Source organism: Klebsiella sp. HN106, assembly GCF_051209435.1.
In the GTDB taxonomy this organism is placed as follows: domain Bacteria; phylum Pseudomonadota; class Gammaproteobacteria; order Enterobacterales; family Enterobacteriaceae; genus Klebsiella; species Klebsiella oxytoca.
Map to the genome: position 1 here is coordinate 62,645 of NZ_JBLURD010000011.1, position 20,351 is coordinate 82,995.

Sequence of the window (20,351 nt, forward strand, 5' to 3'; positions counted from 1 at the left end):
CTGGCTTGCTGCCAGGAATCCTAATCTGGCTGCTGATTTATAACGTGCGGCGTGGTAGAAATGAAACACTGTTGTAAAAATCTGGTGGAACCCGATGCCCGAAACCGTCGCTGAACCGGCGCTTAATGGATTGCGCCTCAATCTGCGGATTGTCTCTGTCGTTATCTTTAACTTTGCCAGCTACCTGACCATAGGCCTGCCGCTGGCGGTATTACCCGGCTATGTTCATGATGTAATGGGGTATAGCGCCTTCTGGGCCGGGCTGGTGATTAGCCTGCAGTATTTTGCTACGCTGCTCAGCCGCCCTCACGCCGGGCGCTATGCCGATCTGCTGGGCCCGAAAAAAATCGTTGTTTTTGGCCTGTGCGGCTGCTTTCTGAGCGGACTGTGCTATCTGCTGGCGGCGTTATGCGGCGGCTGGCCCGTGGTTAGTCTGGCGCTGTTGTGTCTGGGGCGCATTATTCTCGGCATCGGGCAGAGCTTTGCGGGCACCGGCTCAACGCTGTGGGGCGTAGGGGTAGTCGGTTCGCTGCATATCGGGCGGGTTATTTCCTGGAACGGGATTGTGACCTACGGGGCGATGGCGATGGGCGCGCCGCTCGGGGTGCTCTGTTACTCGCTGATTGGCCTGCACGGTCTGGCGTTGACGATTATGGTGGTTGCGCTGGTGGCGGTGCTGTGCGCGTTGCCGCGGGCGGCGGTAAAAGCGGGTAAGGGGAAAGCGATGTCGTTTCGCGCGGTGCTGGGGCGCGTCTGGCTCTACGGCATGGCGCTGGCCCTCGCATCGGCGGGTTTCGGCGTTATCGCCACCTTTATCACCCTGTTTTATGATGCCAAAGGCTGGGACGGCGCGGCCTTCGCCCTGACGCTGTTTAGCTGCGCCTTTGTCGGCACTCGCCTGCTGTTTCCCAACGGAATTAATCGCCTCGGTGGGCTGAACGTGGCGATGATCTGTTTTGTCGTCGAGATTATCGGGCTGCTGTTAGTGGGCCTGGCGGAGACGCCGCTGATGGCGAAAATCGGTACTTTCTTTGCCGGAGCCGGTTTTTCGCTGGTGTTCCCGGCGCTTGGCGTGGTGGCGGTGAAGGCGGTGCCGCAGCACAACCAGGGGTCGGCGCTGGCAACCTATACGGTATTTATGGATCTCTCGCTGGGGATCACCGGCCCGCTGGCCGGGCTGCTGATGGCGTGGGCGGGAATTTCATCGATCTATCTGGCGACGGCGGGGCTGGTCGCGGTAGCGCTGCTGCTGGGATGGCGATTAAAAAAACGGCCCCCGGTCAATGAACCGGAGGCCGCGGCGTCAGGCCAGTAGTTACTGGATGACGAGGGTGTTGATAATGTTTTCCGCTTCGGTCTGAGCCTGCTGCTGGTTGTCCGCTGGCAGCGTGATCTGCAGCGTCAGCAGTTTGTCATCAACCTTGCCGAGAAGCACGGAAGACCAGGCGGTCTGGCCCTTAGCGGAGATGATGGTGTCCAGCTGTTGCAGGGTGTGGCCTTTGAGCTCAATGGATTTATTGCTCACGACCTGCAGCTGCGGGTCGCGGCTGCGCTGCTGCTCTTCCAGGCGCTGGCTCATCACCGCCAGCTCTTCATTGGTATTGTCGCCAACAATCACGATCACCGCTTTTTGTCCGGTGGCATCAGAGTAGACGTGCATATTGTTGGCCTGGGTGCCCAGCTTGCCGCTCTGGTCGGTCATACCGGCAGGCAGGGAGAAGCTCAGTTTGCCATCCAGCAGACTAATAGGTTGCCCGCTGGCGTTGCTTTCCGCAGCAGCCCCGGCAGTCGGCGTTTTGGTATCGCTGTTATCACAGGCAGCAAGCCCCATAACCAGCAGGCCAATACCGACATATTTAACCAAATTGCGCATTGACATCTTCCTTTCGATAAACGGCCATTAACGGCTCATTCGCTTATCTTATCACATCGTTTCGCGAGTACTCTTAACCTGGCTGCAATGCGGATAAATCAGATTTATCTGCCAGTTTTTTCAGCAGCATATTCAACAACATGCCGTACATCGGCAGGAAGAATACGATGCTAATCAGCACCTTGAAGCAATAATCGACGATGGCGATTTCCCCCCAGTGCGCCGCCATAAACGGGTCCGGGCTGCGCCAGAAGGCGATAAAGAAGAAGGCCAGCGTATCGCTGATGTTACCGAAAAGGGTGGATGCCGTGGGCGCCAGCCACCAGCGGCGGCTCTGACGCAGGCGGTTAAAGACGTGGACGTCAAGGATTTGCCCCAGCGCGTAGGCCATAAAGCTGGCGGCGGCGATACGAGCGACAAACAGGTTAAAGCTGGTTAAGGCGGCAAAGCCCTGCCACTCGCCCATGTAGAACAGCGCGGAAACCCCGTAGGAGATCAGCAGCGCCGGGATCATCACCGCGAGGATAATGCGTCGCGCCAGCGGAGCGCCGAAAATGCGTACCGTCAGATCGGTGGCGAGGAAAATAAACGGAAAGCTGAACGCGCCCCAGGTGGTATGAAAACCAAAGATGGAGATCGGTAGCTGCACCAGATAGTTACTGGAAGTGATGACCAGCAGATGGAAAAGCGATAGCCAGATCAGCGCTTTTTTACGCTGTACGGTAGTAAACGGACTCATATTGTGACCTTTTTATGCCCGTTATTCTTCAAGCTGCAGATGCGTTAACTTTCCTCGCTCATCCCAGTCACTTACTGATGTAAGCTCCTGGAAATTCGCTGCGTCGTCGCCTTTCTGCAACTCGAATGATTTAGGGCCAGAGAGTTGGGGTGAGGGAACCCAATAAAAACGGCTGCATGATACTGCGTTGCGTGCGTAATGCAATGGTTGTTTTTCGCGCAAACGTTAACCTGGCTTGCGTACTGGCGAACTGGGGGTAAACTAGGGCCGTTTTGTTAATGTGAGATGAAAATGAGCGAACTTTTCTCCAGCCCTGACCATACGCTTGATGCGCAGGGGCTTCGTTGCCCGGAACCGGTGATGATGGTGCGCAAGACCGTGCGTACGATGCCGGTGGGCGAGACGCTGCTAATTGTGGCCGACGATCCGGCGACCACCCGCGATATTCCCGGTTTCTGCCGCTTTATGGAGCATGAGCTACTGGCGCAGGAAACCGAGGCGCTGCCGTACCGCTATCTGATTCGTAAAAGCCACTGAGCCAGGCCTCCCCGGATCGCGGCTGACGCCTTATCCGGGCTACAAAAAACAGACCGCACTAACCTGTAGCCCGGGCAAGGCGCGTCAAGCGCCGCCTCCGGGGCTTGCCCTTACTTCTTACGCAGCAACCGCAGCGCGTTAGCGGTGACCAGCACCGTCGCCCCGGTATCAGCCAGCACCGCTAGCCACAGGCCGGTCAGGCCGAGCAAGGTGGTGACGAGGAAAATGCCCTTCAGACCCAAAGCGATGGCGATGTTCTGCCGGATATTGGCGTGGGTGGCGCGCGCCAGCGAAATCATCTGCGCCAGCCCGGTCAGGCGGTTATGGGTCAATGCCGCATCGGCGGTCTCCAGAGCAACGTCGGTGCCGCTGCCCATCGCGATACCTATCGTCGCCGCTTTCATCGCCGGCGCATCGTTGATACCGTCGCCGACCATGGCCAGCGGCGACTGGGCATTAAGCGCTATCACCGCCTGCACTTTGTCCGCGGGCAGCAGCCCGGCGCGGAACGCCAGTCCCAGCTCGTTAGCGATAGCCGCCGCCGCACGTGGATTATCGCCGGTCAGTATCACTCCCTGAACGCCCAACTGATGGAGCTCATCCACCGCCTGACGGGCATCATCGCGAAGCGTATCGCGCAGCGCCAGAATCCCCAGCAGCGTCTTATCGCGCATTACCAGCACCACGGTTTGCCCGGCGCTCTCCATCTGCTGAATAGGTTCATCGTACTGCGGATCGCGAGTTTTACCGGCGGCGCAAATCAGCACCTGGCGTCCTTCAACCTGAGCCTCAATGCCGGATCCGGCCAGCGCGCGCTGATCGCTTGCCGACGGAATGACCAGCCGGCGCTGTTCTGCCTCACGCACGATAGCCTGGGCTAACGGGTGGCTGGAGCCTTGCTCCACGGCGGCCGCGAGCGCCAGCAGATCGTTTTCGCTGATGTCTGCGGTCGCCATCACCGCAGTGACGCGCGGCTGGCCGATGGTCAGGGTACCGGTTTTATCAAACGCCACCTGGCGCACGCGGCCGAGCTGCTCCAGCGCCGCGCCGCCTTTAATCAGCGCGCCGCGTCGTGCCGCTACCGCCAGCCCGGAGGTAATTGCCGCCGGGGTGGAGATCACCAGCGCGCACGGACAGCCAATCAGCAGCAGCGTTAAGCCTTTATAGATCCACGGCAGCCAGGCGCCCGCAAACAGCAGCGGCGGAACAATGGCCACCAGCAGGGCGACGACCATAATCGCCGGGGTATAGATGCGGCTAAAGCGATCGATAAAGCGTTCAATCGGCGCGCGGCGCTCCTCCGCTTCTTCAATCAGCTTAAGAATACGATCGATAGCGCTGTCGCCCGGTTCGGAGATCACCGTCAGCTGTACCAGACGATCGACGCTGGTGGCGCCGGCCGCTACGCGTTCCCCGGCGTTACGCTCTACCGGTACGGATTCACCGGTCAAAGCGCTCTCATCGAAGCTGGCGAAGGGGGAGAGTAGCTGGCCATCGGCAGGGAGGCGGCCTCCGGCGGCGACTTCAATCACGTCGCCGGGGCGCAGGTCGTGCTGGGCTACGGTTTCACGCACGCCATCGCGCACGCGGATTGCCGTGTCGGGCTTCAGCGCCATCAATGCGCTGACGCCTTGCCGCGCGCGGCTGGCAGCCCATCCCTCAAGACGTTCGCCGATTAAAAACAGTAGCAGGACCATCGCCGCTTCGGCGGTGGCGCCGATAAACAGCGCGCCGATGGCTGCGACGCTCATCAGGGTTTCAATGGCGAACCAGCTTCCGCTTCTGATCAGGCGTATCGCTTGCCGGGCGACCGGCCACAGGCCGACCAGCGTGGTTGCGATGAAGGCGATTTCGCCCAGAGGCGGGCTGAACTGCTCCAGCCCCCAGCTTAGTCCCATCATGATGACCAGCGTGATGAGCGGCAGATTCTCGCGCAGCCACGAGGTGGACTCCTCTGCCCGTGGCGCGTTTTCATCACGCAGCTGATAGCCCGCGGCGCGCACGGCGCTTTCGATTTGCGGACCAACATCGCCCTCGGCATTGACCAGCAGCTTTTCGGTGGCGAACAGTACCTGCACCTGGCTGACCCCCGGTACCTGGCGAACGGCGGTTTCGACCTTGCGCGCGCAGGCTGCGCAATCCATGCCTTCTACCAGCCAACTAAAGCGTGCGTGCCTCAGAGCCTCGTTTTCCTCGGTGGTTTCGCTGCGGCAGGCGTGGTCCGCGCAGCAGCTTTCCGCCGGCTGCGCGGCAGGGGTAAATTTTAACGATGAGAAGTGTGGGACTTTTTTATCCTGCGATTCTGGAGCCGACATAGGACCCTCCGGGTAATGATAATTTTCTCATTACCCGCAGGATACACTCTGGAGTCGACTCCAGAGTCAAGCGCTTAATTACAAATAAAGCGCGCGGACGATCAGGAAGTGCCCGGCGAAGTAAAATGCCGAGGAGATCGCGTTGTCAGCGCGGAAGCGGCGGCGATAATGGCTGATCAGCCAGACCGCGTTGCCGAGCAGCAGGAATGCCGCGCCAGCGAAGCCGGACAGGGCGGTATCCGTCGGGCGGGCAAACCACAGCTCCCCGGCCAGCCAGACCATCACCAGCGTCATCGCGATAAAGGTAAACACCGGCATCCGCATCTCTTCCAGACGCGTCCAGATAATCGCCAGCAGCAGCGCGCCGAGGATCAGCAGCACCAGCGGCAGCGGCCAGAAGAAAGATAGCGTCAGCTGGCTGGCAAACCAGATGGTGTAGAGCAGATGCGAGAGAAAGAATGCCCCCACGGCGTACATTACCCGCTGCCGCGGCAGCAGGGTCAGCGCGTCGCCGACCAGCGAGGCGCAAAGCCCCGCCAGCACCAGATAGCTGATGGCGTTAAACATCGGCGCTTGCCAGGCCAGTAACAGAAGCAGGATCAGCGTGACGGGTTTAAACACCCAGCGACGCCAGGCAGGCCCACGATAAGACGCATCGACGTAAAGCCATGCGGAGAAACAGACAGCAATAAATGACCAAAGCATAGTAAGTCCCTGTATCTGTTATCATTACGTAAGTGATTGTACTTACAGTACTGAATCTCAGTGTAGTGGTTTGCAGAGGAAGATGACAATGATAATCAAGCCACAGTATGCTTATTCCTGATAATTCCTGGGGGCAAGGTGAATGAGTAAAGTTCCGCTGTTTTTTATGGTTGCCGTTGCCATCATTGCGGTTGCCGCGTCGTATCGCTATGTGCAGCAGCGTCGGGAAAAAATGGATAACGATGCCGCGCCGCTGTTGCAAAAACGGGTGGTGGTGAGCAATAAGCGGGAGAAGGTGATTAACGATCGCCGTTCGCGCCAGCAGACGGTGACGCCTGCCGGCAGCGAAATGCGTTATGAAGCAAGCTTCAGGCCGGAAAGCGGCGGGCTGGAAGTGGTTTTTCGTCTGCAGGCGCCGCAGTATCATGCGCTAAGCGTCGGCGATAAGGGCGTACTGAGCTATAAAGGTTCGCGGTTTATGGGTTTTACGCCCGAGCCCTGAACCTTTTATTCGGCCTTATTTCTTCTTCAGGGTCGCCTTGAGCTTTTTCTGCCAGGCGACCAGTTCGAACACGCCGAAGATGAAAATACGAATTTGCTCGAAGCGCCCCAGCGGCGGCATCTCTTTCGTCTGCGTCGCCTTGAGCAGCGTGAGCTGCAGGCCGTGCATCAGAATCATAAAGATCAGCGCCACGTTAACAAAGATATTGAGCGGCTTTGGGAACGGTTGGAACAGATTCAGCAATAAAAACGCCCACACGCACAGCATCAGCAAGCGGCCAAAGTTAATCAGCATGGTTTTCTCCTTGTGCCTCACGTTGATAGAGACGGTAGGCGACCTGTCCGGCCACTTTCTCACGGTACGGATGCCAGTTTACAGGCACCGGCGGTAACCCGTTTTCAACTTCACTTTCAATGTAGATGAGCGCTTCATCGCTAAGCCAGCCGTTGTTTTCCAGCAGCTTTAGCGTCTCTTCAAGCAGCCCTTTGCGAAACGGGGGATCGACAAACACGATGTGATGCGGCGTGCCCGCCTGAGCAAGAAACGCTAAGGTATTGGTATTCACGACTTTGCCGTTGCTGGCTTTGAGAGTCGCCAGATTTTTTTGCAACTGCTGCGCGACGCCGCGTTCCATTTCCAGCAGCGTGGCGTTAGCCGCGTAGCGGGAGAGGGCTTCAAGGCCCAGCGCGCCGCTGCCGGCGAAGCAATCGAGGCAGCTCGCGTCAACGATCGACGGCGCCAGCCAGTTAAATAGCGTTTCGCGCACCCGGTCGGTGGTCGGGCGCAGACCCGGGCTCTCCGGCACCGGTAATTTACGGCCTCGCCATTGCCCGCCGATAATACGGATCTGACCGCTGCCTGCGTGGTTTGGTTTCTTCATTTCTTTGCTCAAGTCTCAACTTCCGGGCTGCTATTCTAACGATCGCCAGCGGTTGACGAAACCTTAATCCGGGGGCGGTGATGCGAGTTAAGTTAAGTGGTAGACTATCCGACTAATTTCATCATTTTTCAGCTTCCGCTATCAACAGGCCGAAGCTGTGCCATGAATTAACAGCGAGGAGTGTAGTCGCAAATGGCGAAAGACAAAAAACGTGGCTTCTTTTCCTGGCTGGGCTTTGGTCAAAAAGAACAGGCGCAGGAAACCGACGCAGAACAAAAAGTAGAAGCCCAGCAAGAGGTTGAAGAACAGGCTCCGGAAAGCGAAACGCCTGCGGCTGCGCCGGAAACGGTCGACGCGCCGGCGACGGAGCACCAGGATGCCGAAGCCTTTGCCGCCGAGGTGGTCGAGGTGACCGGGCAGGTTGTGGAGAGCGAACAGCCGCAGGCGGTTGTCGACTCCCCGGCAGTTGAGACGATTGCAGAACCGCCTGTGGTTGAGGAAATTGTCGCTGAGCCTGTAGTTGAAGAAGCTATCGCCGAGCCGGTAGTGGCTGAAGCTATAGTTGAGCTGACGCCGGAAGAGGTGATTGCCGAACCGGAAGCTGTCGTTGTTGAAAAGGGTAAAGAGGCTGTCATTGAAGAGCCGGAAATCGTTGAGCCGGTAGAAGAAGCCGAAATCACTGACGAAGAGCTGGAAGCGCAGGCGCTGGCTGCAGCCGATGCGGCGGAAAATGCCGTGGAAGTGGTGCCGGACGAAACCGTGGTGACGCCGTTAGAGCAGGAAAAACCCACCAAAGAAGGGTTCTTCGCTCGCCTCAAACGCAGCCTGATAAAAACCAAGCAGAACCTCGGTTCCGGATTTATCAGTCTGTTCCGCGGCAAGAAAATCGACGATGATCTGTTTGAAGAGCTGGAAGAGCAGCTGCTGATTGCCGATGTCGGCGTGGAAACCACCCGTAAGATCATCACTAATCTTACCAACGACGCCAGCCGCAAGCAGTTGCGCGACGCCGAGGCGCTGTACGGCCTGCTGAAAGAAGAGATGGGCGATATTCTGGCGAAGGTGGACGAGCCGCTGAACGTAGAAGGCAAGGCGCCATTTGTAATTCTGATGGTTGGCGTCAACGGCGTCGGTAAAACCACCACCATCGGCAAGCTGGCGCGTCAGTTTGAGCAGCAGGGCAAATCGGTGATGCTGGCCGCGGGCGATACCTTCCGCGCGGCGGCGGTAGAGCAGCTTCAGGTGTGGGGTCAGCGCAACAATATTCCGGTGATTGCCCAGCATACCGGCGCGGATTCGGCATCGGTTATTTTCGATGCCATCCAGGCGGCGAAGGCGCGCAACATTGACGTCCTGATTGCCGATACTGCGGGTCGTCTGCAGAATAAATCGCACCTGATGGAAGAACTGAAGAAGATTGTCCGCGTCATGAAAAAACTGGATATCGATGCGCCGCATGAGGTCATGCTGACCATTGACGCCAGCACCGGGCAAAACGCGATTAGCCAGGCCAAACTGTTCCATGAGGCGGTTGGACTGACCGGTATCACTTTGACTAAGCTGGATGGTACCGCCAAGGGCGGGGTTATCTTCTCGGTTGCCGATCAGTTCGGTATTCCGATTCGCTACATCGGTGTTGGCGAACGTATTGAAGATCTGCGTCCGTTTAATGCGGGCGACTTTATTGAGGCACTTTTTGCCCGAGAGGATTAAAAATGATTCGCTTTGAACAAGTCAGCAAAGCCTATCTCGGTGGGAGACAAGCGCTGCAGGGGGTGACTTTTCACCTGCAGGCGGGTGAGATGGCGTTTCTGACCGGCCATTCCGGCGCGGGGAAAAGTACCCTGCTGAAGCTTATCTGCGGTATCGAGCGGCCCAGCGCCGGCAAAATCCTTTTCGGCGGCCATGACATTAGCCGCCTGAAGAGCCGCGAAGTGCCGTTTTTGCGCCGTCAGATTGGCATGATTTTCCAGGACCACCATCTGCTGATGGACCGTACCGTTTACGATAATGTGGCGATCCCGCTGATTATCGCCGGCGCCAGCGGCGATGACATTCGCCGTCGCGTGTCGGCGGCGCTGGATAAAGTCGGGCTGCTGGACAAAGCGAAAAACCTGCCGATTCAGCTTTCAGGCGGGGAACAACAGCGCGTGGGTATCGCCCGCGCGGTGGTTAACAAACCAGCGGTCCTGCTGGCGGATGAACCGACCGGTAACCTCGACGAAGCGCTGTCGGAAGGGATCTTACGTCTGTTTGAAGAGTTTAACCGCGTTGGGGTGACGGTGCTGATGGCGACGCATGATCTGGGGCTTATCTCCAGTCGTCCGTATCGCGTTCTGTCCCTCAGCGAGGGGCATATGCATGGAGGCCATATCGGTGAATAAGCGCGAGGCAATGAACCACATTCGCCGGTTCGGCAATCGATTCGATCGTTTCCGCAATGCGGGCGGAGCGGGCGGCAGCGGTGGACGCAATACGTCGAAGCGGCCTAAGGCGGCGCCGAATCCGGCTTCCCGCAAGAGCAACGTGTTCAATGAACAGGTGCGCTATGCCTGGCATGGTGCGGTGCAGGATCTGAAAAGCACGCCCCTGGCGACGTTCCTGACGGTGATGGTTATCGCCATTTCGTTGACCCTGCCAAGCGTGTGCTATATGGTCTACAAAAACGTCAGCACCGCGGCGTCGCAGTATTATCCCACGCCGCAAATCACCGTCTATCTGGAGAAAACGCTGGATGACGATGCCGCTGCGCGGGTAGTCGGTCAGCTGCAGGCGGAGCAGGGCGTCGAGAAGGTCAACTATCTGTCGCGCGATGAAGCCCTTGGCGAATTCCGCAACTGGTCAGGCTTCGGCGGCGCGCTGGATATGCTGGAAGAGAACCCGCTGCCGGCAGTGGCGATCGTCGTGCCGAAAATTGATTTCCAGAGTGTCGAAGCGCTGAACACGCTGCGCGACCGCGTGAGTCATGTTCAGGGCGTTGATGAAGTCCGAATGGATGATAGCTGGTTTGCGCGCCTCTCGTCGCTGACCGGGCTGGTCGGACGCGTGTCGGCGATGATCGGCGTACTGATGGTGGCGGCGGTGTTCCTGGTGATCGGCAACAGCGTGCGTCTGAGCATTTTCGCCCGCCGCGATACCATTAACGTGCAGAAACTGATTGGCGCAACCGACGGCTTTATTCTGCGTCCTTTTCTTTACGGCGGTGCGCTGCTGGGGTTCTCCGGCGCGTTTCTGTCGCTGATCCTGTCGGAAATTATGGTCATGCGCCTTTCGTCGGCGGTCACCGAAGTGGCGAAAGTCTTCGGCACGCAGTTTGAACTCAGCGGCTTAGGCTTTGATGAGTGCCTGCTGATGCTGATTGTTTGCTCAATGATTGGCTGGGTCGCCGCCTGGCTGGCAACCGTACAACATTTACGTCACTTTACTCCCGAGTAGTAAAAATCTGGTATAATCTTTCCCTGCACTGAATATCTCTCTGCAGGGAAAGAGTCCCTGTCGACGCTTCCCTAAACTTCATAACCATGTCACATTTTGTGCGTAATCTATTCACATCGTTGCATGGAACTTGTGGATAAAATCACTGTCTGATACTAATGTGAGTGATATTCTCGTTGCTCATCAATGCTGGCATGTTTGTTGCTCCGCTGTGAGGACAGAATGGTGCCAGAAGATATCGATTGAGAGGATTTGAATGACCAAAGATATGCAAACTTTAGCCTTAGCCCCCGTTGGTAACCTGGAATCGTACATCCGGGCTGCTAACACTTGGCCGATGTTGTCGGCTGATGAAGAGCGGGAGCTTGCTGAAAAGCTGCATTACCAGGGCGATCTGGAAGCAGCGAAAAAGCTGATCCTGTCTCACCTGCGCTTTGTTGTTCATATTGCTCGTAACTACTCGGGTTATGGCCTGCCGCAGGCGGATCTGATTCAGGAAGGCAACATTGGCCTGATGAAAGCCGTGCGCCGTTTTAACCCGGAAGTGGGCGTGCGTCTGGTTTCCTTCGCCGTGCACTGGATCAAAGCGGAGATTCATGAATACGTTCTGCGTAACTGGCGTATTGTGAAGGTCGCGACCACGAAAGCGCAGCGTAAGCTGTTCTTTAACCTGCGTAAAACTAAGCAGCGTCTGGGCTGGTTCAACCAGGACGAAGTCGAAATGGTGGCTCGCGAGCTGGGCGTATCGAGCAAAGACGTGCGTGAGATGGAGTCACGTATGGCGGCGCAGGATATGACCTTCGACATGTCGTCGGATGATGAATCCGATAGCCAGCCGATGGCGCCGGTGCTCTATCTGCAGGATAAAACGTCTAACTTTGCCGACGGTATTGAAGACGATAACTGGGAAGAGCAGGCGGCGAACAAGCTGACCGACGCAATGCAGGGGCTTGACGAACGTAGTCAGGATATCATCCGCGCCCGCTGGCTGGACGAAGACAATAAGTCCACGCTGCAGGAGCTGGCGGATCGCTACGGCGTATCGGCCGAGCGAGTACGGCAGCTTGAAAAGAACGCCATGAAAAAACTGCGCGCCGCTATCGAAGCCTAATCTGCGCGCCAGTCCCGCGATAACGCCCCACATTACGTTGGGGCGTTTTGTTTTTCTGCCTCCGTCAGCGCCTGCGGGCAGTGCCTGTTCAGACACTCAAGCAGCACGTTGAACGCCGGCTCCATCTGCGTTTCCGGCTGCGAAGCAAACCCCATCAACAGTCCTTTCTTCCGCTGCGCCGTCAGGTAATAGCGCGACAGCGGACGCACTAAGATATTGCGCGCGTTGGCATCGCGGGCAATCGTCACGTCATCTGCCTCATCCGGCAAATTCAGAATCAGATGCAGTCCGGCATTGTCGCTGAAGTCCGACAGCGCATGCGCTCCGCAGTGCCGCTGAATCAGTTCGGTCAAAAAGACGCGACGGCGGCTGTAGAGCAGGCGCATGCGACGAATGTGCGCCGAGTAATGACCGGCATTGATAAATTCCGCCAGCGCCAGCTGGATAAGCGAATGGCCGCCGCGGTAGAGCTCGGCATGGGCGTTTTTGAGTTCAGCCGCAAGCGGTCGAGGCAGCACGACGTAGCCCAGCCGCAGCCCCGGGTAGAGCGTTTTACTGAACGTGCCGACGTAGACCACCGGCGCTTCGGGGACTAAGCCCTGTAGTGCCGGGATCGGCTGGCCGGAAAAGCGAAACTCGCTGTCGTAATCATCTTCCACAATCCAGCTGCCGTGCTGATGGGCCAGGGTGAGCAGGCGCTGTCGGCGTTCAAGGCTCATTACCGCGCCGAGGGGATACTGATGGGATGGCGTAACGAAGATCAGCCGCGGCGCTTCGGCTACGCTTTCGGGCGGGCACAGGCCGCTGGCATCCACCACAATCGGCTCAGCCCGCACTTCATTCATCGCCAACACGTGGCGAATGCCCCAGTAGGAAGGCTCCTCCACCCAGGCGAGATCGCCGCGGTCGCACAGCATGCGGGTGATCAGGTCGATGGCCTGGTGGATCCCTTCAGTAATAAGAATTTGATCTGCCTGACACAGAACGCCGCGCGCTACTCTCAGATAGTCCACCAACGCGTGCTGCAGCTCGGCGGTACCGCCGTTACAGCTATAGCTGAGCTGTTCGGGTTTTGGACGGCGGCTGATGCGTGCCTGAATTTTACTGAACAGCGGGTGGGGAAATGCATTGACGTCCGGTACGCCGGGGATAAACGCCCCCCACTGACGCGGGCTGGCGCTGATGTGCCCCAGCAGATGTTGGCCGCGACGGGAAAGAGTCCCGCTGGGGGGCTGCGCGGGATGGCTTTCGTTGGCGCTGCTGGCGGGAAGAAACATATCGGGCAGCGTTTTCGCCACGAAAGTGCCGCTGCCGCGACGGGACACAACGTACCCCTCAGCCAGGAGTTGTTCGTAAACTGTTAAAATTGTGTTGCGAGACATTCCTAGTTCCCCCGCCAGATCCCGCGACGGCGGCAGCCGGCTATGGGGCGGGAGAGAACCATCCAGAATGGCGTGGCGAATCGCCTTGTAAAGGCGCTTGTGCAGGAGCGGATCGGTTTCTTTCTGCAATCTGACCAGCACCAGGTCTGCGATAAGCGAACGCAATTGGATCCCTCAGATAATCTGAATTGGTACTCGATTATAGGGCCAAATCCTGTGTAAATAAACGACATAGTTTCGGATTTGTTGCGATAACGTGACACACATGACAGGAGATTCCCGGTGAAAAGTTCAGAACTGAATCAGCGTCGCCAGCAGGCGACTCCACGCGGCGTAGGGGTGATGTGCAGCTACTTTGTTGAGAAAGCTGAGAACGCTACGCTGTGGGATATTGAAGGGAATGAGGTGATCGATTTCGCCGCCGGCATCGCGGTGCTGAATACCGGCCATCGCCACCCAAAAATCGTTGCCGCCGTTGAACAGCAGCTGCAGGCCTTTACCCACACGGCTTACCAGATTGTCCCGTACGAAAGCTATGTCACGCTGGCCGAGCGGATTAACGAACTGGCGCCGATTGACGGTCCGGCGAAAACCGCCTTTTTTACCACGGGGGCAGAAGCGGTTGAAAACGCGGTGAAAATCGCGCGCGCTTATACCGGCCGTCCGGGGTTGATTACCTTCGGCGGCGGCTTCCACGGTCGTACGTTTATGACCATGGCGCTGACCGGCAAAGTGGCGCCTTACAAGATTGGTTTCGGCCCGTTCCCGGGCTCGGTTTATCACGCCGTCTACCCTAACGCCGCCCATGGCATTACCACCGCCGACGCGATGAAGAGCCTGGAGCGCATTTTCAAAGCGGATATCGCGGCCGATCAGGTGGCGGCGATTGTGCTGGAGCCGATTCAGGGGGAAGGCGGCTTTAACGTTGCCCCGCCTGAGTTTATGCAGGCGCTGCGCGCGCTGTGCGATACCCACGGCATTCTGCTGATTGCCGATGAAGTACAAACCGGCTTTGCGCGCACCGGTAAGCTATTTGCGATGCAGCACTATGATGTGAAGCCTGACCTGATGACGATGGCCAAAAGCCTGGCCGGCGGTTTCCCGCTCTCCGGCGTGGTAGGTCGCGCCGAGGTGATGGATGCGCCTGCGCCGGGCGGCCTGGGCGGCACCTATGCCGGTAACCCGCTGGCGGTCGCGGCGGCGCACGCGGTGCTGGACGTGATTGAAGAAGAACAGCTGTGCCAGCGCGCTGAGCGCTTAGGCAGCCATCTGAAAGAGGTGTTGAATCAGGCGCGTCAAAGCTGCCCGGCCATTGCTGACGTTCGCGGTCAGGGCTCGATGGTGGCGGTGGAGTTTAACGATCCGCAAACCGGGGATCCGTCGGCGGAGATCACCCGTCAAATCCAGCAACAAGCCCAGGAGAACGGCCTGCTGCTGCTGAGCTGCGGCGTCTATGGCAACGTCATTCGCTTCCTCTATCCGTTAACGATTCCGGATGCGCAGTTTACGAAAGCGCTGGATATTCTGGCCCGCGTGCTGAAGCGCTAACTTTTCGTCCGGTCAGGCTGCGGCGGCACGGAAGCCGAACAGAAACAGGAGGCCGCAGACTGGTTATTCATGCTCAGCGTGAGTGGTTTATCACCCTGATATCACCTTTTTTCCGGCAGCGCACGCTGCCGGAATAAAACGGAAAATATTATGTCTGACAACTCCACCTTTTCTTCGGTTCTGACGAGCCGGGAGCGTACCGCTGTACCTGCAAAATCCCTGAGTTTCATTGAAGGCGTGTCGATGATCGTCGGCACCAATATCGGCGCTGGGGTGCTATCCATCGCCTATGCCTCCAGCAAAGCGGGCTTTCTGCCGCTGCTGTTTTGGCTGATTGTGGTCGGTAGTCTGACGACCATTACCATGCTCTACGTAGCGGAGTCGACGCTGCGCACGCGCAAGCATCTGCAGCTTAGCGGCCTGTCGCAGCGCTACGTTGGCCGCTTTGGCGCGCTGATGATGTTCCTCTCTGTTTGCGTCAACAGCGTCGGCGCGCTGACGGCCTATATGACCGGCAGCGGTAAATTATTGCATTCGTTATTCGGTATCTCGCCGGCTCTCGGCAGCGCGCTGTTTTTTATTCCGGCGGCCGGGGTACTTTATCTTGGCCTGAAGGCGATTGGCCGGGGCGAGAAATTTATCAGTATCGGCATGGTCGTCATGATAACCATACTTGTCGCCGCGACGTTGCTGAAAGAGACCGCCAGCGTCGGCTATTTGCTGGATGGTAACTGGCTGTATATGGTGCCGGTATTTAACGTTGTCGCGTTCTGCTTCTCCGCGCAGTATATCGTGCCGGAAATGGCGCGCGGTTTCGCTGATAAACCGGAGAAACTGCCGAAGGCCATTATGGTGGGAATGTTATTAACCTTTTGCCTGCTGGCGCTGGTCCCGCTCTCGGTGATTGCATTAAGCGGGCTGGATAATATTTCTGATGTGGCGACCATTTCCTGGGGACGTGCGCTCGGCGAGTGGGCCTTCTTCTCGGCAAACCTTTTTGCGTTCTGCGCGATGCTGACCTCCTATTGGGGGCTGGGCGGCAGCTTCCTGACCAATATCTTCGATCAGTTTCGCCTTGGAAACGACGAGCAGCCGTTGAAACGCTTTAAGGTGCTGTTAGTGGTCGCCGTACCGCCTTTCATTCTGGCCTACAGTGGGATGGTATCCTTCGTGAATGCGCTCTATTTTGCCGGGGTATTTAGCGGGGTGATTTTATCTATCATGCCGATCCTGATCCTTAAAGGCTCGCGCAGGCAGGGTGATATCAATCCCGGTTGGACCTGCCCGGCGCTGATTACGCATCCTTTAATCCAGATCTTCATCGTATTGCTCTATCTTTGCAGCGCCGCCTACGCCATTGCTTCCGCCTTTGGCTACCTGCCTGCGGGCTGGTAGTACCGTCGCTCATGCCACCGCGTTCGGTTTATTCCGGCGCGGGTTTTTATTTGTCACTTATCTGTTACATACTCCGCAATTTTATCGTTTCCAATTCTCCTGAATGACGGTATGTTTAGCATAGTGTGCTGCAAAAGCGCAGGCGGCAGACCCTAATCTAACTATCATATGCTTTACTTATGTGTCTAATTAGAATAATGCGCTAATAAACAACATCACAACAAATGCAAAAACCATAATAATGGGGAGCCTCAGGATGAATATGAAGGGTAAAGCGTTACTGGCAGGATGTATTGCCTTAATCATGAGCGGTGCGGCAATGGCCGAGGATATCAAAGTGGCCGTTGTTGGCGCGATGTCCGGTCCGGTAGCGCAGTACGGCGACCAGGAGTTCACTGGCGCAGAGCAGGCTATTGCGGATATCAACGCTAAAGGCGGTATCAAAGGCAATAAGCTGCAGATGGTAAAGTACGATGACGCCTGTGACCCGAAACAAGCGGTTGCCGTCGCCAACAAAGTGATTAACGACGGTATCAAATACGTTATCGGCCACCTGTGCTCTTCTTCCACCCAGCCGGCGTCTGATATCTATGAAGATGAAGGCGTGCTGATGATCACCCCGGCGGCCACCGCGCCGGAGCTGACAGCTCGCGGCTATCACCTGATTCTGCGCACTACCGGCCTGGACTCCGACCAGGGGCCAACCGCCGCCAAATATATTCTGGAAAGCGTGAAACCACAGCGTATCGCGATTGTTCACGATAAGCAGCAGTACGGCGAAGGCCTGGCCCGTGCTGTACAGGATAATCTGAAGAAGGGTGGCGCCAACGTGGTGTTCTTTGATGGCATCACCGCCGGCGAGAAAGACTTCTCCACCCTGGTGGCGCGCCTGAAAAAAGAGAATATCGACTTCGTTTACTACGGCGGCTATCACCCGGAGATGGGGCAGATCCTGCGTCAGTCTCGCGCCGCTGGCCTGAAAACGCAGTTTATGGGGCCGGAAGGTGTCGCCAACGTGTCGCTGTCTAATATCGCGGGCGCTTCTGCGGAAGGTATGCTGGTCACCAAGCCGAAAAACTACGACCAGGTTCCGGCGAACAAACCGATTGTGGATGCGATCAAGGCGAAGAAACAGGATCCGAGCGGCGCGTTCGTGTGGACCACCTATGCCGCGCTGCAGTCGCTGGAAGCGGGCCTGAATCAGTCTGACGATCCGGCTGAAATCGCGAAATACCTGAAAGGGGCAACGGTTGAGACCGTGATGGGGCCGCTCTCCTGGAACGAGAAGGGCGACCTGAAAGGCTTCGAATTCGGTGTGTTTACCTGGCATGCGAACGGTACGGCGACCGACGCCAAATAAATTTAACCTGCGCCTTTCGCGCCGCAGAGGCGTTGGCTGCACGCTTCAACCCCGGTCACTTACCGATGTAAGCTCCCGGGGATTTCAGCGCTTGCCGCCTTTCTGCAGCGCGAAATTCTTGGTTAAATGAAAGGGGCCCTTCACGCCGCAGAGGCGTTGGCTGCGCCCCTCAACCCCGGTCACTTACTGATGTAAGCTCCCGGGGATTTCAGCGCTTGCCGCCTTTCTGCAGCGCGAAATTCTTGGTTAAATGAAAGGGGCCCTTCCCGCCGCAGAGGCGTTGGCTGCGCCCCTCAACCCCGGTCACTTACTGATGTAAGCTCCCGGGGATTTCAGCGCTTGCCGCCTTTCTGCAGCGCGAAATTCTTGGTTAAATGAAAGGGGCCCTTCCCGCCGCAGAGGCGTTGTCTGCGCCCCTCAACCCCGGTCACTTAGCGATGTAAGCTCTCGGGGATTTCGGGTCTTGACGCCTTTCTACAACGCGAAATGCTGGGTTAAATCAGTTGATCCTTGCCTCTTCGCATAGGCGAGGAGAAAGGTAAAAGCAAAAAGGCAACGTAAGTTGCCTTTTTTAGTCGGTAGCCCGGGTAAGGCGTCAGCCGCAACCCGGGAATGTTCAGCCTTCTTTCGCCGATTTACTGATTTTTTACCCAACCGCCCGTTTGCGCGCTAAAGCCCAGCGCCTGCATAAACACCGCCATCACGCCGCGGTCTTCCACGCCGGCATCCGCAATCCGCCAACTGGTGATTTCTGGATTATCCTTTAGCGCTTCTTCCACTAAATATTGCCCGACGCCGCGACGGCGGGTCACTTCACGCACGCACAGCGCGCTGAGTTCGCCCTCAACGCCATTCAGCGTAATACGTACCGCTCCCAGCAGACGCTCGTTGAAGCGGGCGGCGTAAATACGATGGCTCTCATCTATCGCCAGTGCCGCGAGATCCTGCGACGGCCAGATTTTCCCTAAGTCGATACGATCCTGATCGCTGAAGTGCTGTAAACGAATAATGGTCAATTTCATGCTCGGTGAGTCCAGTTAAAACGGATGCGTCAGTGTATCCAAATTCCCCGCCAGGCGGAGCGCCGTTTTTTGCCTCGTCATCAGGGGATTCGTTTTCCTGGAAGGAACAGGGTAGAGCAATTCATCATGGATCGAAAAATAAGCAGAATTTTAACCTGATATATAGCGTTTTATTCCGCCTTATGTATCGTTATTTTATGCTGTTTGCTGGACTTTTTTTGTTTATCTTCACGTAAATACAGAATATTATCTTTGCTTAATCGCCTGAAAAATAGAGAATTTACTCTGGATTCAGGCAAAAAACCTCGCTAAACCATTAAAGATAATGGTAAAAGTAGCGTTGTTTAATAAAAGCACAGAATGCTTTTTAACCATAAAAATACAAAATATTTACACCACATCACGAACGGGGTTCTGCAGCATGAAAAGGAACGCGAAAACGGTTATCGCGGGGTTAGTCGCACTGGCGATGTCCCAGGCGGCTTTTGCCAAAGATATTAAGGTCGCCGTTGTTGGCGCGATGTCTGGCCCGGTAGCCCAGTGGGGCGATATGGAATTTAACGGCGCGCGCCAGGCAATCAAAGACATTAACGCGCAGGGCGGCATTAAGGGCGATAAGCTGGTCGGCGTAGAGTACGATGACGCCTGTGACCCGAAACAGGCCGTTGCGGTGGCGAACAAAATCGTCAATGACGGCATCCAGTATGTTATCGGCCATCTCTGCTCTTCTTCCACTCAGCCCGCATCCGATATCTACGAAGATGAAGGTATTCTGATGATCTCCCCGGGAGCGACTAACCCGGAGCTGACTCAGCGCGGTTATCAGTACATCATGCGTACTGCGGGTCTGGACTCCTCGCAGGGGCCGACCGCCGCTAAATACATCATGGAAACCGTCAAACCGCAGCGTATTGCTATCATTCATGATAAGCAGCAGTACGGTGAAGGCTTAGCGCGCTCTGTTCAGGAGAGCCTGAAAAAAGGCGGCGCGAATATCGTCTTCTTCGACGGCATCACCGCTGGCGAAAAAGACTTCTCCGCGCTGCTGGCGCGCCTGAAAAAAGAGAATATCGACTTCGTTTACTACGGCGGCTACTACCCGGAAATGGGTCAGATGCTGCGCCAGGCGCGTTCCGTAGGGCTGAAAACCGTGTTTATGGGCCCGGAAGGCGTGGGTAACGCGTCGCTGTCCAATATCGCGGGCGATGCGGCGGAAGGCATGCTGGTCACGATGCCAAAACGCTATGACCAGGACCCGGCTAACAGCGCTATCGTTGACGCGCTCAAAGCGGAGAAGAAGGACCCGAGCGGTCCGTATGTCTGGATCACCTACGCCGCCGTACAGTCACTGGCGCAGGCGATGGACCGGGCCGGAAGCCAGGAGCCGCTGGATTTAATCAAAGATCTGAAAGCTCACGGCGCGAAAACCGTGATTGGGCCGCTGAATTGGGACGAAAAAGGCGATTTGAAGGGATTTGAGTTTGGTGTCTTCCAGTGGCACGCGGATGGGTCATCCACCCTCGCGAAATAAGCCATAAGACAAGTTA

At 56.9% G+C, this 20,351-nt stretch carries 19 protein-coding genes; 11 read left to right on the forward strand and 8 right to left on the reverse strand.

Annotation, left to right across the window (positions count from 1 at the left end; all coding sequences use genetic code 11):
• Positions 1–94 precede the first annotated feature (94 nt).
• Positions 95–1,315, forward strand: a complete 1,221-nt coding sequence (locus ACSIPU_RS21665) for an MFS transporter (RefSeq protein WP_004106588.1) — start codon at positions 95–97, stop codon at positions 1,313–1,315.
• On the opposite strand, the gene ACSIPU_RS21670 is transcribed toward ACSIPU_RS21665, so the two are convergent.
• Together ACSIPU_RS21670 and ACSIPU_RS21675 are read right to left on the reverse strand one after the other, a co-directional pair.
• A complete protein-coding gene (locus ACSIPU_RS21670) occupies positions 1,316–1,873 on the reverse strand; it encodes a DcrB family lipoprotein (protein ID WP_004106586.1) in 558 nt (185 codons plus the stop codon).
• A 73-nt stretch (positions 1,874–1,946) separates the two neighbouring features.
• A complete protein-coding gene (locus ACSIPU_RS21675) occupies positions 1,947–2,612 on the reverse strand; it encodes a 7-cyano-7-deazaguanine/7-aminomethyl-7-deazaguanine transporter (protein WP_004106584.1) in 666 nt (221 codons plus the stop codon).
• Positions 2,613–2,903: 291 nt separating this feature from the next.
• Between ACSIPU_RS21675 and tusA the strand changes: the two genes are divergently transcribed.
• Positions 2,904–3,149: a sulfurtransferase TusA gene (gene tusA / locus ACSIPU_RS21680; protein ID WP_004106582.1), complete on the forward strand. Its 246-nt coding sequence runs from the start codon at positions 2,904–2,906 to the stop codon at positions 3,147–3,149.
• 110 nt (positions 3,150–3,259) lie between these two features.
• Here tusA and zntA read toward each other — a convergent pair whose 3' ends face one another.
• Together zntA and ACSIPU_RS21690 are read right to left on the reverse strand one after the other, a co-directional pair.
• Positions 3,260–5,464, reverse strand: coding sequence for a Zn(II)/Cd(II)/Pb(II) translocating P-type ATPase ZntA (gene zntA, locus ACSIPU_RS21685; RefSeq protein ID WP_004106580.1), 2,205 nt, complete (start codon positions 5,462–5,464; stop codon positions 3,260–3,262).
• A gap of 78 nt (positions 5,465–5,542) precedes the next feature.
• Positions 5,543–6,169, reverse strand: a complete 627-nt coding sequence (locus ACSIPU_RS21690) for a lysoplasmalogenase (RefSeq protein ID WP_004106578.1) — start codon at positions 6,167–6,169, stop codon at positions 5,543–5,545.
• Between the two features lie 142 nt (positions 6,170–6,311).
• Between ACSIPU_RS21690 and ACSIPU_RS21695 the strand changes: the two genes are divergently transcribed.
• A complete protein-coding gene (locus tag ACSIPU_RS21695) occupies positions 6,312–6,671 on the forward strand; it encodes a DUF2500 domain-containing protein (RefSeq protein ID WP_004106576.1) in 360 nt (119 codons plus the stop codon).
• Between the two features lie 15 nt (positions 6,672–6,686).
• Here the strand turns inward: ACSIPU_RS21695 and ACSIPU_RS21700 are convergent, their stop codons facing one another.
• Positions 6,687–6,965 carry a DUF1145 family protein gene (locus ACSIPU_RS21700; protein WP_004106574.1) on the reverse strand — a complete coding sequence of 93 codons (279 nt, stop codon included), beginning with the start codon at positions 6,963–6,965 and terminating at the stop codon, positions 6,687–6,689.
• Positions 6,955–7,551, reverse strand: coding sequence for a 16S rRNA (guanine(966)-N(2))-methyltransferase (gene rsmD, locus ACSIPU_RS21705; protein ID WP_004106572.1), 597 nt, complete (start codon positions 7,549–7,551; stop codon positions 6,955–6,957). Before rsmD ends, ACSIPU_RS21700 begins: the two co-directional genes overlap by 11 nt.
• Before the next feature lie 192 nt (positions 7,552–7,743).
• Here rsmD and ftsY point away from each other — a divergent pair, with 192 nt between their 5' ends.
• The 4 genes from ftsY to rpoH all read left to right on the forward strand — a co-directional run bounded on the left by ftsY (position 7,744) and on the right by rpoH (position 12,097).
• Positions 7,744–9,264 carry a signal recognition particle-docking protein FtsY gene (gene ftsY / locus ACSIPU_RS21710; RefSeq protein ID WP_004106570.1) on the forward strand — a complete coding sequence of 507 codons (1,521 nt, stop codon included), beginning with the start codon at positions 7,744–7,746 and terminating at the stop codon, positions 9,262–9,264.
• A gap of 2 nt (positions 9,265–9,266) precedes the next feature.
• Positions 9,267–9,935, forward strand: a complete 669-nt coding sequence (gene ftsE, locus ACSIPU_RS21715) for a cell division ATP-binding protein FtsE (protein ID WP_004106557.1) — start codon at positions 9,267–9,269, stop codon at positions 9,933–9,935.
• Positions 9,928–10,986, forward strand: a complete 1,059-nt coding sequence (gene ftsX, locus ACSIPU_RS21720) for a permease-like cell division protein FtsX (protein ID WP_024274786.1) — start codon at positions 9,928–9,930, stop codon at positions 10,984–10,986. Before ftsE ends, ftsX begins: the two co-directional genes overlap by 8 nt.
• A gap of 256 nt (positions 10,987–11,242) precedes the next feature.
• Complete coding sequence (gene rpoH / locus ACSIPU_RS21725) at positions 11,243–12,097, forward strand: RNA polymerase sigma factor RpoH (RefSeq protein WP_004106554.1); 855 nt, start codon at positions 11,243–11,245, stop codon at positions 12,095–12,097.
• Between the two features lie 32 nt (positions 12,098–12,129).
• Here rpoH and ACSIPU_RS21730 read toward each other — a convergent pair whose 3' ends face one another.
• The gene (locus ACSIPU_RS21730) at positions 12,130–13,644 is read right to left on the reverse strand and encodes a MocR-like pyridoxine biosynthesis transcription factor PdxR (RefSeq protein WP_004106553.1); all 1,515 of its coding nucleotides are present in this window, start codon (positions 13,642–13,644) and stop codon (positions 12,130–12,132) included.
• Positions 13,645–13,761: 117 nt separating this feature from the next.
• Between ACSIPU_RS21730 and ACSIPU_RS21735 the strand changes: the two genes are divergently transcribed.
• The 3 genes from ACSIPU_RS21735 (at position 13,762) to ACSIPU_RS21745 (ending at position 17,782) form a co-directional block, all read left to right on the forward strand.
• Positions 13,762–15,027, forward strand: a complete 1,266-nt coding sequence (locus tag ACSIPU_RS21735) for a 4-aminobutyrate--2-oxoglutarate transaminase (protein ID WP_004106551.1) — start codon at positions 13,762–13,764, stop codon at positions 15,025–15,027.
• A gap of 150 nt (positions 15,028–15,177) precedes the next feature.
• A complete protein-coding gene (locus tag ACSIPU_RS21740) occupies positions 15,178–16,422 on the forward strand; it encodes an aromatic amino acid transport family protein (protein WP_435322266.1) in 1,245 nt (414 codons plus the stop codon).
• A 256-nt stretch (positions 16,423–16,678) separates the two neighbouring features.
• Positions 16,679–17,782, forward strand: a complete 1,104-nt coding sequence (locus ACSIPU_RS21745; RefSeq protein WP_016807580.1) for a branched-chain amino acid ABC transporter substrate-binding protein — start codon at positions 16,679–16,681, stop codon at positions 17,780–17,782.
• A 635-nt stretch (positions 17,783–18,417) separates the two neighbouring features.
• On the opposite strand, the gene panM is transcribed toward ACSIPU_RS21745, so the two are convergent.
• Complete coding sequence (gene panM / locus ACSIPU_RS21750; RefSeq protein ID WP_004106545.1) at positions 18,418–18,804, reverse strand: aspartate 1-decarboxylase autocleavage activator PanM; 387 nt, start codon at positions 18,802–18,804, stop codon at positions 18,418–18,420.
• A 421-nt stretch (positions 18,805–19,225) separates the two neighbouring features.
• Here panM and livK point away from each other — a divergent pair, with 421 nt between their 5' ends.
• Positions 19,226–20,335, forward strand: a complete 1,110-nt coding sequence (gene livK, locus ACSIPU_RS21755; RefSeq protein WP_004106543.1) for a high-affinity branched-chain amino acid ABC transporter substrate-binding protein LivK — start codon at positions 19,226–19,228, stop codon at positions 20,333–20,335.
• Positions 20,336–20,351 lie beyond the last annotated feature (16 nt).

Excerpts from the sequence above, each read along its gene's own strand:
- ACSIPU_RS21665 (WP_004106588.1), top strand. The coding sequence starts at position 95 with ATGCCCGAAACCGTCGCTGAACCGGCGCTTAATGGATTGCGCCTCAAT.
- ACSIPU_RS21670 (WP_004106586.1), bottom strand. The coding sequence starts at position 1,873 with ATGCGCAATTTGGTTAAATATGTCGGTATTGGCCTGCTGGTTATGGGG.
- ACSIPU_RS21675 (WP_004106584.1), bottom strand. The coding sequence starts at position 2,612 with ATGAGTCCGTTTACTACCGTACAGCGTAAAAAAGCGCTGATCTGGCTA.
- tusA (WP_004106582.1), top strand. The coding sequence starts at position 2,904 with ATGAGCGAACTTTTCTCCAGCCCTGACCATACGCTTGATGCGCAGGGG.
- zntA (WP_004106580.1), bottom strand. The coding sequence starts at position 5,464 with ATGTCGGCTCCAGAATCGCAGGATAAAAAAGTCCCACACTTCTCATCG.
- ACSIPU_RS21690 (WP_004106578.1), bottom strand. The coding sequence starts at position 6,169 with ATGCTTTGGTCATTTATTGCTGTCTGTTTCTCCGCATGGCTTTACGTC.
- ACSIPU_RS21695 (WP_004106576.1), top strand. The coding sequence starts at position 6,312 with ATGAGTAAAGTTCCGCTGTTTTTTATGGTTGCCGTTGCCATCATTGCG.
- ACSIPU_RS21700 (WP_004106574.1), bottom strand. The coding sequence starts at position 6,965 with ATGCTGATTAACTTTGGCCGCTTGCTGATGCTGTGCGTGTGGGCGTTT.
- rsmD (WP_004106572.1), bottom strand. The coding sequence starts at position 7,551 with ATGAAGAAACCAAACCACGCAGGCAGCGGTCAGATCCGTATTATCGGC.
- ftsY (WP_004106570.1), top strand. The coding sequence starts at position 7,744 with ATGGCGAAAGACAAAAAACGTGGCTTCTTTTCCTGGCTGGGCTTTGGT.
- ftsE (WP_004106557.1), top strand. The coding sequence starts at position 9,267 with ATGATTCGCTTTGAACAAGTCAGCAAAGCCTATCTCGGTGGGAGACAA.
- rpoH (WP_004106554.1), top strand. The coding sequence starts at position 11,243 with ATGACCAAAGATATGCAAACTTTAGCCTTAGCCCCCGTTGGTAACCTG.
- ACSIPU_RS21740 (WP_435322266.1), top strand. The coding sequence starts at position 15,178 with ATGTCTGACAACTCCACCTTTTCTTCGGTTCTGACGAGCCGGGAGCGT.
- ACSIPU_RS21745 (WP_016807580.1), top strand. The coding sequence starts at position 16,679 with ATGAATATGAAGGGTAAAGCGTTACTGGCAGGATGTATTGCCTTAATC.
- panM (WP_004106545.1), bottom strand. The coding sequence starts at position 18,804 with ATGAAATTGACCATTATTCGTTTACAGCACTTCAGCGATCAGGATCGT.
- livK (WP_004106543.1), top strand. The coding sequence starts at position 19,226 with ATGAAAAGGAACGCGAAAACGGTTATCGCGGGGTTAGTCGCACTGGCG.